The 13,919-nt window shown below is 41.8% G+C and carries 10 protein-coding genes; 7 read left to right on the top strand and 3 right to left on the bottom strand.

The window, feature by feature from the left end:
• The first annotated feature begins 8 nt into the window (after positions 1 to 8).
• From EO118_RS01500 to EO118_RS01490, 3 genes are read left to right on the top strand one after another with little or no spacing between them, the layout of a single operon-like run.
• On the top strand, positions 9 to 1,622 hold the full coding sequence (locus EO118_RS01500; RefSeq protein ID WP_127068297.1) for an NAD(P)/FAD-dependent oxidoreductase: 1,614 nt from the start codon (positions 9 to 11) through the stop codon (positions 1,620 to 1,622).
• A complete protein-coding gene (glmM, locus tag EO118_RS01495; protein ID WP_127068296.1) occupies positions 1,615 to 2,961 on the top strand; it encodes a phosphoglucosamine mutase in 1,347 nt (448 codons plus the stop codon). The genes EO118_RS01500 and glmM overlap by 8 nt, the downstream gene beginning before the upstream one ends.
• The gene (locus tag EO118_RS01490; RefSeq protein ID WP_127068295.1) at positions 2,961 to 3,302 is read left to right on the top strand and encodes a hypothetical protein; all 342 of its coding nucleotides are present in this window, start codon (positions 2,961 to 2,963) and stop codon (positions 3,300 to 3,302) included. The genes glmM and EO118_RS01490 overlap by 1 nt, the downstream gene beginning before the upstream one ends.
• A 167-nt stretch (positions 3,303 to 3,469) precedes the next feature.
• On the opposite strand, the gene EO118_RS01485 is transcribed toward EO118_RS01490, so the two are convergent.
• Positions 3,470 to 4,405, bottom strand: a complete 936-nt coding sequence (locus tag EO118_RS01485) for a hypothetical protein (RefSeq protein ID WP_127068294.1) — start codon at positions 4,403 to 4,405, stop codon at positions 3,470 to 3,472.
• Positions 4,406 to 4,486: 81 nt separating this feature from the next.
• The gene (locus EO118_RS01480; protein ID WP_127068293.1) at positions 4,487 to 5,386 is read right to left on the bottom strand and encodes a helix-turn-helix domain-containing protein; all 900 of its coding nucleotides are present in this window, start codon (positions 5,384 to 5,386) and stop codon (positions 4,487 to 4,489) included.
• 185 nt (positions 5,387 to 5,571) lie between these two features.
• Between EO118_RS01480 and EO118_RS01475 the strand changes: the two genes are divergently transcribed.
• From EO118_RS01475 to metE, 4 genes are all read left to right on the top strand, one after another.
• Positions 5,572 to 6,189 carry a site-2 protease family protein gene (locus tag EO118_RS01475; protein WP_127068292.1) on the top strand — a complete coding sequence of 206 codons (618 nt, stop codon included), beginning with the start codon at positions 5,572 to 5,574 and terminating at the stop codon, positions 6,187 to 6,189.
• Between the two features lie 149 nt (positions 6,190 to 6,338).
• Positions 6,339 to 7,055, top strand: a complete 717-nt coding sequence (locus tag EO118_RS01470) for a DUF4198 domain-containing protein (RefSeq protein ID WP_127068291.1) — start codon at positions 6,339 to 6,341, stop codon at positions 7,053 to 7,055.
• 409 nt (positions 7,056 to 7,464) lie between these two features.
• Complete coding sequence (locus EO118_RS01465) at positions 7,465 to 8,268, top strand: Rpn family recombination-promoting nuclease/putative transposase (protein WP_127068290.1); 804 nt, start codon at positions 7,465 to 7,467, stop codon at positions 8,266 to 8,268.
• Between the two features lie 816 nt (positions 8,269 to 9,084).
• Positions 9,085 to 11,361, top strand: a complete 2,277-nt coding sequence (gene metE, locus EO118_RS01460) for a 5-methyltetrahydropteroyltriglutamate--homocysteine S-methyltransferase (protein ID WP_127068289.1) — start codon at positions 9,085 to 9,087, stop codon at positions 11,359 to 11,361.
• 203 nt (positions 11,362 to 11,564) lie between these two features.
• On the opposite strand, the gene EO118_RS08785 is transcribed toward metE, so the two are convergent.
• On the bottom strand, positions 11,565 to 13,541 hold the full coding sequence (locus tag EO118_RS08785) for a YadA-like family protein (protein ID WP_164723836.1): 1,977 nt from the start codon (positions 13,539 to 13,541) through the stop codon (positions 11,565 to 11,567).
• Between the last annotated feature and the right edge of the window lie 378 nt (positions 13,542 to 13,919).

The raw sequence follows: 13,919 nt of genomic DNA, 5'->3' as shown, positions 1-13,919 counted from the left end.
AGAGAAACATGTTACGTATTATAAATTTTCGGATACCCGTGCAAGAGGCGGAGCAGTTAGAAGCATTGCTTGTTAAAAAATATAGCCCTTTACAAGGACGTATTAAAGCAATTCATGTGGTGCGACGAGCCGTTGATGCTAGGAAGAAACCGCATATTACTTTTGTGTATACTCTGTTCTTAGAAGTAGACCAAGAGCAACAGGTGATGAAAAAATTAAGTCGTCATAAAGATATTACCTTAATGGAGCCTGAAATGCCAGAATCCATTGTGTGTGGCGCTAAGCCTATGCAACATCGACCAGTAGTAGTTGGATTTGGCCCTGCTGGCATGTTGGCAGCGTTCTATTTGGCGCGAGAAGGATATCGTCCCATCGTATTAGAACGAGGTCAAGATGTGGATCAACGAACGTTAGATGTAGAGCAATTTTGGAAAGAGGGCATCTTTAAGCCAGAATCGAATGTACAGTTTGGTGAAGGTGGAGCAGGTACTTTTTCAGACGGTAAATTGACCACTCGTGTCACCCATCCAAGGCTTCATGAGATTGCTACGTACTTCGTAGAATTTGGAGCTCCTGAAGAAATTTTATATAAACATAAACCTCATGTAGGGACAGACATTTTGCGCCACATGGTAAAAGCTATGCGCCAGCAAATCATTGCTTGGGGCGGGGAAGTCCGTTTTGGTGCGCAGGTGACAGATATTGAAGTCCAAGATCAAGCAGTAACCGGCGTTGTGATCAATGGAAGAGAACGAATCCCGGCAGATATTGTACTGTTAGGGGTTGGACATAGTGCGCGTGATACGTATCGCATGCTCTATGATAGAGGAGTCCATTTAGAAGGAAAATCCTTTGCCATCGGCGTTCGTATTGAGCACGATCAAGATGTTATTGATACGTCACAGTATGGGGTGCATCCAGCAGATATTGGCTTAGGAGCAGCAGAGTATTCCTTGGTATATCACGATAAAGAACAAGATCGTTCTTGCTATAGTTTCTGTATGTGCCCAGGAGGACAAGTTGTTGCCAGTGCTTCTGAAGAAGGTGGCGTTGTGACTAATGGTATGAGTTTATACGCTCGTGATAGTGGCATTGCCAATAGTGCATTGGTGGTTACTGTAGGACCTCGTGATTTTGGAGACCATCCATTAGCCGGGGTGGACTTTCAACGAAAATGGGAAGAACAAGCGTTTATCGTGGGAGGTCGCAATTACCATGCACCAATTCAGACGGTAGGTCACTTCTTAGGCCGCACAGAGACAAATGATGTACAGCGTAAAGCTTACAGTTATGAGCCTGGTGTGACACCAGCAGATATTCGTCGATGTTTGCCAGACTATGTGACGAATACATTAGCGGAAGCGTTGCCATATTTTGGGCGACGTATACAAGGCTTTGATGCGGACCATGTGTGTATGACTGGGGTGGAAACACGAACATCAGCACCGCTTCGCATCGTACGAGATGAACATAGACTTTCACAGTCCACGAAGGGATTATATCCTATCGGGGAAGGTGCAGGCTATGCAGGAGGCATCATGAGTGCCGCTTTGGATGGGTCAGAAACTGCCATACTAATTATGAATACATATGGCCCTTTGAAAGGAGATCATCATGAGTAGATTATTCGGTACAGATGGGGTACGAGGTTTAGTCAATGAATTTTTAACGCCTGAGTTGGCCTATCATTTAGGTCGAGCAGCGGCGTCTTATTTTGGTCAATCCGTAGAACGTCCAACTTTCTTAATTGGACGTGATACACGCATTTCTGGAGGCATGCTAGAAAATGCCTTAGCCTCTGGTATTTGCGCAGTAGGCGGTGATGTGATTATTTTAGGGGAAGCACCGACACCTGCGATTGCTTACTTGGTTCGCCAAAAAGGTTGTACTGCAGGGGTTGTGATTTCTGCATCCCATAATCCGTATCCAGATAATGGTATCAAATTCTTTGACGGTAATGGATTTAAATTGCCCGATGCAGTAGAAGATGAAATTGAAAAACTTTGCACTGAAAGTGCTGACGATTGCTTGCCACGTCCAACAGATGGAGATATTGGTCGTATTACGTATCATCAAGACTGGGTGGAAGAATATGTGAACTTCGTAGTATCTACTAGCGATACCTTAACGGGGTTGAAAGTTGTCTATGACGGAGCTCATGGGGCAGCTTCTTATGTGGGCCCTAAGATTCTTCGCCAATTAGGGGCAGAGGTAGTAGCCATCAATGTAGAGCCAACGGGCACAAATATCAACGATAACGCAGGATCTACGCATTTAGAAGGCTTGCAAGAGGCGGTGCTTCGTGAAGGCGCACAAGTGGGAATTGCCAATGATGGTGATGCAGACCGTTGCTTGATGGTGGATGAAAAAGGTCAAGTCTTAGACGGTGACCAAATCATGTTACTTTGCGGTTTACATTTGAAAGAACAAGGTAAACTAAAAGACAATATGATTGTAGGCACAGTGATGAGTAATATCGGCTTTCACAAGGCGGCAAAAGAATTGGGTATGCAAACATGCAGCACTGCTGTAGGGGACCGTTATGTATTGGAAAAAATGCTTGCTGATGGATACTCTATTGGTGGCGAACAATCGGGACATGTCATCTTCTTAGATTACAATAGTACTGGCGATGGTTTATTGACAGCAGTACAAACCTTGTCCATTATGAAAGAAAAAGGAAAATCTTTATCTGAACTAGCTGGTTTGATGACAAAATACCCACAATTGTTAGTAAATGTACGAGTGCTTACAAAAGCAGGTTGGGAGACGAATAGTGCGATTCAAGATGCGATCCGTGAAGCAGAAGAAGAATTGGGCGGCAATGGTCGTATTTTAGTGCGTCCATCTGGTACGGAACCATTAATTCGCGTTATGGCAGAAGGTCCAGACCAAGATCAATTGGATGAATTATGTAACCGTATTGGCGATGTGATCCGCATTGAACAAGGAGAAGCCTAATGTTTCGCTTAGTGACGGATGAAGAAACCTATGAACAAGGCACTTGGGATGATGTAGAAACGGTTCTACATCAGATTGTGGCAGATGAGCGTGTGTTTTTTACATTAGTTTGGGATACACCAAAAGAAAACTGCCACTTTGTCCAAGCCATTATGGATGAAGCTCACCCGGATCAATTAAATTTAGAAATTGCCTTATCCAAAGATGGTCATAATTATATGTATGTGAAGAAGTATGTGACTATACCATGGTGTATGGATACATTACAAACCATGTATGTACAAAACCATTTACCAGATATGAGCATTTGGGAGTTTGTCGGAGCGTTTCCGCAGGGATAGATGTTTGACGGCTTTGACGTTATGGATGGATAGGGTTCTTTAGGGGCTTTTTGGCTATTAAAATATAAAAAAGAGAGGAAAGTTGATGTTTCAATCAACTTTCCTCTTATTGTATTGGGAACCATTTTATAGGGTACTATTTTGTGATAGCCCTTTTTTAGTTTTAGTTATTCCGCAATCGGTGCTTGTAATAGAGCATTGCCAGTATCCATGCCCACAGGGCTAGGGCTTACCAAATATAAGCAAAGCACGATGAGGATGGTTAAACCGATGATTAACCAAGAGAATTTACCAGATTTACTGAATCCGTAGTATCCAAACATGCGGATACCGAAGGCACAACCAACGGCAGCAATTAAGGAAGCTAAGGAAAATTGATTTTCTAGTACAAATAGAACCATGGTGCCCGCAAAAGCGCCGATGACTGTGACCATAGGTACAATGCGATCAAAAGATGATGGGAAATTTCGTTTCACTCCATGAATATAGGAAGAAATATCTAATCCAAATAGACCTAATAGTAAGGATAAGGATGGCCAAATAGCGGTCCAAGATTGACGCATAGCATAGCGATTCGCCCCTGCATAGTAAGCAAACCAAGTTAAGCCCAACATAGCAATCCCTACTAGTAGAAAATACCAAGTATCAGGGATATGACGATATGCTAAGACACCGACGATAGTCCAACCAGCGGCCAGTACGGAGGAAATCCCAATTTGTTTTAGGGTAGGTCGCTCTGCTTGTGGAATGCGTTTGTATAGGGCAGCCCCTAATTCTAAGATAAAGAAGAAAATAAACAACCCAATGGATAGATGAGGAGACACTAGACTTAATCCAAAAGAGATAACTAGAGGGATAAGTAATTTCCAACCTGGGAAGAAGGTTAACTCTTTGAAGTCTAGTCGTACATCCTGTGTTTCTAAGGTAAATGTGTTATACAAAGTGAATGTCAACATAAATGATACGACTTCTACCGGTGTAGCCCCCCAATATAATAGGGTTGGTACTAATAAGAAAGAAATAGCAATTCCCGTAAATCGAGAAATGAATGCGGCTACAATACCTATTGTAAAGTAAGGTAGCAAGGCCAAGATATACTCCATAATGAACTCCTTTTTAATACATGATATATTTACTTTTAGTATACGTTACTTTGGAACGCATAGCAAGGATATCAATAGATATCAGTGGGTATTAGGAGAAATTTCTTGTGGATGTGTACCTTTGATAATCCGTCGAATTGTTTCTGGATGGCATCCATAGTGAGAAGCGATTTCTGCTACAGATAGTTGCTCCCTTTTGTGTAAACTTTGTATAGCATACGTATGTTCGCGGATGCGTCGCGCTTTTCGGTAGACCCCGTGGCGGATTAATAGATTGCGAATTGTATGGTACTTAGTTTGGTAGGTGGTGGCTAATTGTTGCAACGACGTACCTTGTACATAGTCAGAAATAATGGAGTATGTAGGGAGTTGTTCTTTATTCCCTCGTAACATAATCCCCCGTTCTCGTAACCGTGACGCAATGGTGGAGGCTTTGACGGAGTATAGCTTACTAATATGAATAGTAGACAGTTTGTGTTGTGTGTAGAGTTGGCAAATATCATCAATAGGTAGGTCAATACGCTTTAGGCTATTTCGGAGGGAAACACCATGGCGTTGTAATAGATGGATAATCGTAGAAGGAGCCACCTGTAATTCCCTGCCAATCATGGCGGCACTAGATCCTCTATCGTAAGATTCCAGGATATAGGAGATAGGTAATGATGTTAGTGAAGAACTAGGATGGGGTTCTTTTAGGTGCCATTTATGCAATCGGCTATAGATAGTGCGAGGAGATACATGAAAATGCTGCGCTATAGCTTTGATGGAGGTACCACTTTCATAGAGTTGAGTCAGTTCCTCTTTGGAGATCGTGGGAATTCTACTATGAAAGGGAATCTCATAGTCTCGTAGTCGTTGGCAAATGGTACTTTGACTACAGTGTAATTGCTCGGCGATAGCACTAGTACTCATGCCTTTTGTTACATACAGTTGGTACAGTAATTCATAAGGAATGGAAATGATGAACTTTTTTTGGCTCATAATAGGTCTCCTCCTATGTTTTCTATGAAAGATAGATTACTTTCAGTATGCACAGAATAGTGCACATTGTCCACTCACTGGTAGGAGTGTGCATGACTGGCAGGAAATTTTTGGCTATCTATGGAGGAAGAGGGGGACCATCGTGTATAATAAAAGGGACAGTTTTGATGTTAAAAGGAGATAGTATGAAAGATATGATTCATTATATTGCGATGCTACCGGCTATTGCCATCGCAATTTCTATATTTAACTACGCACAGGCGAAGATGGCTATTCGCTTAGGTGATACTACACCGAGACAATGGGGAAGAGATACGATTAATCCTTTCGCTCATATTGACTTACTCGGTATATTGGTGATGCTCATTGCTAGTGTAGGTTGGAGTAAGCCGATTCCCTTTTCACCCTATCATTTTAAAAACCCACGCACTGCGATGATACAAATTGCTTTAGCTGGATTAGGTGCTAATATTTTAGTGGCGTTTCTAGCCTATGTAGGTATGTCCATTGCCATGCAAGTCAGCACAGTAAGCACTGGCTTACAAATGGTCATGTCCTATATCGTGACCTTGTGCATCGGCTTTGGCGTTTTTAATATGCTACCAGTGCCAGGCTTTATTGGATTTTATGTACTACTACAATATTTGCCCTATGAGTGGCAAGAAAAATTATTAGGCGCTCAGTTGTGGTTCTTTATCGGCATTCTGGTATTGGGACAATTTGGATTTTTAGGTGCTGTGATTCGTCCAGTATTTGCAGTGATTTTGGGTATTTTTGAAAGTATTGTTCATCTAATCCTATAATTAATGGATATGCGTCTTGTTAATACATAGATAAAAACAATAGTCAATTATAGAAATAATTCATAATTAAAAATAAATATTGCTAGTGATTCTCAAAAGATGTACAATGTAAGTATTGTAATTTTATATTTCATAGGAGGGTATCCATCATGAAAAAAAGTAAGTTAGCAATTCTTGCATTAGCATTAGTAGGGGCTGTATCTGTAGGATCCAATGCATCAGCACATGGCGTGTGGTTTGCAGAACGCATTGATCAACCAACATTGGTATTAGGCGAAGATCCTGTAGATAACGCATACGAACCATCTATGGTAAAAAGTTTTGAAGCATATGATGTGGCATATAATCCATTGGACATGAAAGTAATGCCTCACGAACACAATGTAACTATTGAGAAAAATGAAATGTTAGGTACTACAGCAACTACATTTGACTACGGCTATTTTACAAAAGATAAAGATGGCAAAATGCATAAAGCTATGATGAAAGATGTACCAAATGCGGTGAAATCTACGCATGCTGTGAAATATAATGTAAACTATTGGAATGCAGCAGTAAAACCTGAACGTTTGAATATGCCAATTGAGATTGTTCCTAGCGTTAATCCATTGACATTGCGCAAAGGTGATACTTACGAAATCCAAGTATTCAAAGATGGTATGCCTTATGCTAACGCTCCATTGATCAAAGACGTTATCAATGATTTGACTAATGAAAGTCAAGCTGATGCACAAGGTAAAGCAATGGTAACAGTAAGTGCTAATGGCTTGAACGTTGTGGGCGTAGAAGTAGCATTCCCAACTGAAACAAAAGGGGAACAAACAAAATACTTCTCTAGCTTGTCATTCACGATTCAACCGGAGTAAAACGTCTCTGGCTCTGCTATGAAAACTTGTGGCGGCTTAACTAAATAAAGGAAAGAGCACGGCATACCCCCTCTCAAACGGTATTTCATAATGTTTGTTCGGGGGCACACCGTGCTCTTTTTGTATTTGTATTATTTGGATAGTAAAACTCGTCACAAGTTTTCTACGCATAACTGCGTTCCTCAGGGAAGTGGAGTGCTCTTTTTTGTTTGTGTTATTTAGTTAGTAAGGGAAGCACAAGTTTTATACATGTAACTACGTTCCTTGGGGAGAATATATACTGATAGGAAATTTTAAAGGAGGATAAACGATAGTTTGCGAATTGTATGGATAGGTGGTGCATGGCGCGCTACCGTACTGCATTATGGATGTGGTATAATTTAGTTAACTCAAGGAGCGAGGTACATCTATGCAATTCAAGTCTTTTGATGAGTTGAGTATTCAAGATAATTTTATCTTTGAAAAGGTGATGCGTGAGAAATCGATTTGTAAGGAATTGTTAGAACGGGTATTGGAGATTTCAATTCTGGATATTGCGTACATTGAAACGGAAAAGACAATGGAGTCTGGTCTTGATGATAAAGGTGTGCGCTTGGACGTGTATGTGAATGATGACAAAGGAACTGTCTACAATATTGAAATGCAAACGTACAAGAATATGCCTGAGTTAATAAAACGTTCACGATTTTATCATAGTGCCATTGATCACTATTCTATGGAAAAGGGCGCTGACTATATGACATTGAATGATTGTTTTGTTATCTTTATCTGTACGTTCCCTATATTTTCAGGAAAGCGCCATAAGTACACGTATACAAAAAAGTGTACAGAAGAGCTGGGCAGAGAGTTGGGAGATGGTTTAACCACTATATTTTTAAGTACCAAGGCTCAAATGAATGATGTTTCAGAATTATTACAGAACTTCTTGGATTATGTAGATGGTAGACCTCCTGTAGATGGTTTGTTACAACAGATGGATGAGGTTGTGCACGTAGTGAAGCAAAGTAAGGAATGGAGGGGTGAATATATGAAATTAGAAATGGATCGGAAGAAATATTGGCGTGAGGGCAAAGAAGCAGGCAAAGTAGAGGGGAGACTAGAAGCAATTGTTGGTATGTTACGTGAAAAATTATCAGTAGAGATGATTGCCCGCATTACCAATATGCCTGTAGACCAAGTGATTCAAATTGGAAAAGAGCATGCGCTCTTATAAAACGTCACTTGTTACGCTATGCAGCCTTGAGGCGGCCTTAACTGAATATGATAAAGGGAAGCCCATGGTATACTCCTTCTCAAACGGTATTTCATAATGTATCGTCACTTGTTACGCTATGTAGCCTTGTGGCATTTCTGATTAGATAAAAGGATGACCGCAATACACCTCCTCAGAAACGGTATTTCATAATGTTTCTTCGGAGGTATATTGCGGTCATCTTGCGTTTGTTTGATTTACTCAGTAAGACCTGTCTCAAAGGCTGTTACGCTTAACTGCGTTCCTTAGGGAGAAGGGATATGTATCAATTATATTGTCTTGATTTAGGCAAAGAGAAGAGCACGGCATACCCCTCACAAACAGTATTTCATAATGTATCGTCACTTGTTACGCTATGTAGCCTTGTGGCATTTCTGATTAGATAAAAGGATGACCGCAATACACCCCCTCAGAAACGGTATTTCATAATGTTTCTTCGGAGGTATATTGCGGTCATCTTGGTTTTGTTTGATTTAGTCAGTAATACGCGCCACTATGGCTGCTACGCCTAACTGCATTTCTTAGGGAAGGGTTGAGCTCTTTTTTATTTGTTTGATTTACTCAGTAAGACTTGCCACAAAGGCTACTACGCCTAACTGCGTTCCTTGGGAATGGGGGCAGTTCTCTTATTACTGCGGTACGTATGGAATCCCTGCGTTATAGCTTTTATGTATAACTCACTATCTTTTATACATATTATACAAATACCTACCTAAGGAGTATAGTATAGACATCAGATTGATACTTATCGATGTACACTATGGAGGTGTTGTATATATGAAATATTCTGTAACTGGATTCCCACGTATTGGGGCGAAACGAGAGTTAAAATTTATTACTGAGTCTTATTTCCGTGGCGATGTGAGTCTAGAGGATTTGACGAAGGTTGTGAAAGAGCAACGCGAGGTGCAATGGAAAGTGCAACAGGCAGCTGGGGCGGATTTCATTCCATCCAATGATTATTCATTATACGATGGTGTGTTGGACACAGCATTCACGTTGAATGCAATTCCAAAACGTTATCATGATCTAGGGTTAGGTGAGGTAGATACGTACTTTGCAGCAGCTCGTGGTTACCAAGGTGAGGCAGGCGATGTGAAAGCCTTCTCTATGAAGAAATGGTTCAATACAAACTATCACTATTTGGTGCCAGAAATCGATGATGACGTGAAGTTGCAATTGCGTTCCACAGCGTTCCTAGATGGTTATCGTCAAGCGAAGTCATTAGGTATCGAAACCAAACCTGTCTTGGTGGGTCCTTTCACATTCTTACAATTAGCAGATTTTAGAGGTAGCAAGGGTATCGACGATGTAGTGGATGATGTCATCGCAGCCTATGCGGACATATTCAAGGCAGCCAAAGAGGAAGGCGTGTCTTGGATTCAGCTAGACGAGCCGTACTTGGTGTATGATCTTAGCGAAGCAGACGTAGCATTGTTTGGTCGTATTTATGAAAGCTTGCTCCCACAAAAACGAGGGTTACACGTATTACTGCAAACTTACTTCGGAGATATCCGCGATGCTTATGAAGTAGTGACAGGGCTTGACTTTGACGGCATTGGCTTGGACTTCATTGAAGGAAAGCAAACAGACTCCTTAGTGAAATCTTATGGATTCCCGCAAGGTAAACTGCTCTTTGCAGGCTTAGTAAATGGTAAAAATATTTGGCGTACGGACTATAAAAAAGTGTTAGCAAAGGTAGATGAATTAAAAGTAGCTGGCATCGATGTGGTGCTTAGTACATCTTGCTCCTTACTGCATGTGCCGTATACGGTGGCGAACGAGCCGAAACTTTCACAAGAGGTGTTACAACATTTTTCATTCGCCTATGAAAAACTAGGGGAATTGAAAGAAATCACCGATCTAGCAGAGCTTTCAGATTGCACATCTGAAGAAGCATTCCAAGCGAATCAAGCATTGTTTGCAAAGTCCGAACTTCGTACGGATGAAAGCGTGCAACAAGCGGTAGCAGCCTTGGTAGAAGAAGATTTTAACCGTCCACAAAATATCAAAGAGCGTCAAGTGGCGCAAAAAGCTATTTTCAAATTGCCGTTGTTGCCGACCACAACGATTGGGTCCTTCCCACAAACAAAGGCCGTAAAAGAAAATCGCAAATTGTATCGTCAAGGTGAGATTTCTGAAACGGAATACCGTGCGAAAGCGAAAGAGTTCATCAAAGACTGCATCAAGTTACAAGAAGACATTGGTTTAGATGTGCTAGTGCATGGCGAGTTCGAGCGCAATGACATGGTGGAATTTTTCGGAGAAAACTTGGAAGGCTATGTGTTTACATCCAATGCGTGGGTACAGTCCTACGGCACACGTGGCGTAAAACCGCCAATCGTGTTCGGTGACATCAAACGAAAACAAGCAATCACCACGGATTATAATGCCTATGCTACCAGCTTGACAGATAAAGAAGTAAAAGGCATGTTGACAGGTCCTGTGACTATCTTGAATTGGTCCTTCCCTCGTGAAGACATTTCCACGAAAGAAATGATGTATCAAATCGGATTGGCTATCCGTGAAGAAGTACTTGACCTAGAAGCGGCAGGTATTCGCATTATCCAAATTGATGAGGCAGCCCTTCGTGAAAAATTGCCGTTGCGGCGTGCGGACTGGTATAGTGACTACCTAGACTTTGCTATCAAAGCATTCCGTCTATGTCATGCGAAAGTGAAAGTGGAAACGCAAATTCATACGCATATGTGCTATAGCGAGTTTGAAGATATTATTTCTGAAATCGATGCCATGGATGCAGACGTGATTACCTTCGAAGCGTCACGATCCAAGTTGACATTGCTAGATGCCTTATTGGAAAATAACTTCCAAACAGAAGTAGGCCCTGGCGTATACGATATCCACTCTCCACGAGTACCAAGTGTAGAAGAAATCAAAGAAGTCATACGTTTGATCGTTTCAAAAATCCCAGTAGAACATGTATGGATAAACCCAGACTGCGGATTGAAAACTCGTGGCGAAAGAGAAACCGTAGCTAGTTTACAACACATGGTACAAGCAACAAAAGAGATTCGAGCAGAGTTGGGTAAATAGTAAGACTATAATTCGTCTAGCTTATTAAAGATATTGACAATTTGCACAATGAAGATTAACATAAAGATACATAATAGTCGGTATAGAGACAGTAAACCTATAGCAAGCGGTCATAATGGAGACTGAAAACCCATTTTAACCTAAAACAGAGGAACATCGGTAGTAATACCGATGTTCCTCTTTTGTTATAGTCACTATATAGCTTATTTAATCTCCAACCGCTCCATGATGCGATGCAATTGTTCTTGTACTTGTTGCATGTCGGCTTGTTGTTGAGCGATTTGTTCTTGTTGTTTCTGTACTAATGTAACTAGCTGTGATTTGCTGTATGTCGCATAGGGGTTACTTTCACCGAATTTAAGGCTAAGGCCAGCGTTAAATAAACGCTCGCTACCACCTAGGTTCGTACTGAAAGAAACCATAGTTTTTTCATTAGGACGATAAAACGCACCTAGTGCCAAGGCATGAGAACCTTGGTAATGTCCATAGCCAGCGGCGATATCCCATTTATCTTCGCTGTTGTAATCTTGTGGATGCAAAGCAGCAAGAGCCGCCGCACTAGCCCCTAAGGAATCGACACGACCGCCTAGACGATCCACAGAAGACTCCACTCGCTTGAACGCCTCAGGATTGGCAGCGATAGAAGATAAGTCTACGGTGCCAGTTACTGAATGACCTGCAGTATCTGTTACGGTCAAAGACAATGTTTTATCTTGTAGATGCAAGCCAGTGGTAGAAGTTACCAAGGTATCGTTACCATCTTGACTGTTTGCCGCTACCGCTTTTAGTTGTGCTACATTGACGGCATCCGTATCGTTGGTACCAGCTGCGACGCCAGTAATTTGGCGAGTAAGTTGTTTCTCTGTATCGCCCACGGACACAGCGCCTAAGGTAGATACCCATGTGTGGTCTGTCAGTTTTGAAGCTAGTTTCGTAGCTGGGTCATAGCCTGCTACACCTGCAGCTGTGTTGCTCACAGATTGACTACCGACGGCAACACCACCTGCAGTGGTTACATTCGAGTCAAAACCGATAGCAGTCGATCGTGCCACATTGGTAGTCATGTCTTTGGTAGCGCCACCGATGAGGACACTTTCATTAGCGGCGGTTAAGGTCCGATGATCCCCAAACAAGATAGAGGACGTAGTATCAGTGACTGTATTCTCCGCACCAATCACAGATAGATGGCTGGCATTGGTTAACGTGTTTTTGTAACCATTTACCATGTTGTACTTGCTTGGCACAGATTTAGTACCTGTTACGGTGTTACCAACCCCGATAATTTGTGTGTGCGAAGTATAATCGGCTGTATTAGCGCCACCGATGGCTAAGGTAGCGCCGCCCGCACTTTTTGCAACGCCTTCTTGTAGCGCAGTTTGCATGTCTTTCACAGAGGCATATTTAGTATTATACGCAGAGGCGCTGAAATCGCCGATGGAATTTTCGATGCGGTTTCCGGCTCCCATAGTGATGGCACCATTACTATTTTTCACAGAGTTGGCTGTACCAGTGATCACATTGGCAACACCAGAAGTAGAAGAACGACTAGACATAGATTCATTGGAGTTCAATGATCCCACCACAGTGGCAAAGGCATTTTTTGTCGCATTCGACAGGGTATCAAAGAATCCATTGGCATTGAACGGACTAGACTGCACATTATAGCTGCCCAAGGTAGTAGCAAAACCACCGCCTGTATAGGAGTTGGTGCCTACTGTAGTAGAGGCTACGCCAAACTGTTTAAGCTTGCTCGCAGAACTATCGCCAATGGCAATGTCATTCTTTTCTAGCGTGTGGTCACCTACTTCAATAGAACCCGTGCGAGCGTAGGTATTAGCGCCCACAGCCATACCGGCTGGTAGATTTTTTAAAATTTCTACTTCATTTTTAATATCTCGGCCACTGAAAGTTTCGCCAAAGGATAAGATCCCTTCTTGCTTGCCGCCCCCCATCATGACGGTGGCTTTAGGACCGACCGTAATATTCGTGCTAGTATTGGCAGCCATGGCATCATATAGGATACCTGTTGCATCATGCAATTCGATGTCTTTTGGTAAACCTGCCTGTGCTTGGCTCCACGGAAACAATAGGATAGTCGATGCGAATAGGGCAGCAGTAGAAGCTGCCAAGGAATAGCGTCTGCGGATCGGTTGTGTGTTAGTAGATACTTCTTTCATCATATCTCTCCCGTTTCTTTTTCTTATTGACTTACGATGGATACAGAAAACGTTGGATATACGCACCCCCTTTTTGCGAATATCTAATGATGAGTTAGCGTACCATGCTATATGCGTGCATGCGTACATGTGTATATGTACAGTATATCACAGGAATAAGAGATTCTATAGAAGGTATTTGTTTACCTATGAATGAAAGTCAAGTTATTGGGCGTGAGGCAACTTGATTCATAGTTGTGAAAAATGATTTAATGGAAATTATTGAAGGATGAATATTTAACAATATAATTGCTTAGTGTTATAGTATTTTGCTATAATGAGAAGGCACATTTATAGAATCTAGAATGATTATAAATTAGTGAATATGTACTTTAAGCAACA

Origin of the sequence: Veillonella sp. 3891, from assembly GCF_003992315.1 — a bacterium.
Lineage (GTDB): Bacteria > Bacillota > Negativicutes > Veillonellales > Veillonellaceae > F0422.
The sequence above is the reverse complement of the archived record's forward strand: the minus strand, read 5'-3'. Positions and strand labels throughout refer to the sequence as shown.

Bases quoted from the DNA above. Each gene is read 5' to 3' on its own strand.
- EO118_RS01470 (WP_127068291.1), top strand. From the start codon at position 6,339: ATGAAAAAAAGTAAGTTAGCAATTCTTGCATTAGCATTAGTAGGGGCT.
- EO118_RS01480 (WP_127068293.1), bottom strand. From the start codon at position 5,386: ATGAGCCAAAAAAAGTTCATCATTTCCATTCCTTATGAATTACTGTAC.
- EO118_RS08785 (WP_164723836.1), bottom strand. From the start codon at position 13,541: ATGATGAAAGAAGTATCTACTAACACACAACCGATCCGCAGACGCTAT.
- EO118_RS01475 (WP_127068292.1), top strand. From the start codon at position 5,572: ATGAAAGATATGATTCATTATATTGCGATGCTACCGGCTATTGCCATC.
- EO118_RS01500 (WP_127068297.1), top strand. From the start codon at position 9: ATGTTACGTATTATAAATTTTCGGATACCCGTGCAAGAGGCGGAGCAG.
- EO118_RS01485 (WP_127068294.1), bottom strand. From the start codon at position 4,405: ATGGAGTATATCTTGGCCTTGCTACCTTACTTTACAATAGGTATTGTA.
- EO118_RS01490 (WP_127068295.1), top strand. From the start codon at position 2,961: ATGTTTCGCTTAGTGACGGATGAAGAAACCTATGAACAAGGCACTTGG.
- metE (WP_127068289.1), top strand. From the start codon at position 9,085: ATGAAATATTCTGTAACTGGATTCCCACGTATTGGGGCGAAACGAGAG.
- EO118_RS01465 (WP_127068290.1), top strand. From the start codon at position 7,465: ATGCAATTCAAGTCTTTTGATGAGTTGAGTATTCAAGATAATTTTATC.
- glmM (WP_127068296.1), top strand. From the start codon at position 1,615: ATGAGTAGATTATTCGGTACAGATGGGGTACGAGGTTTAGTCAATGAA.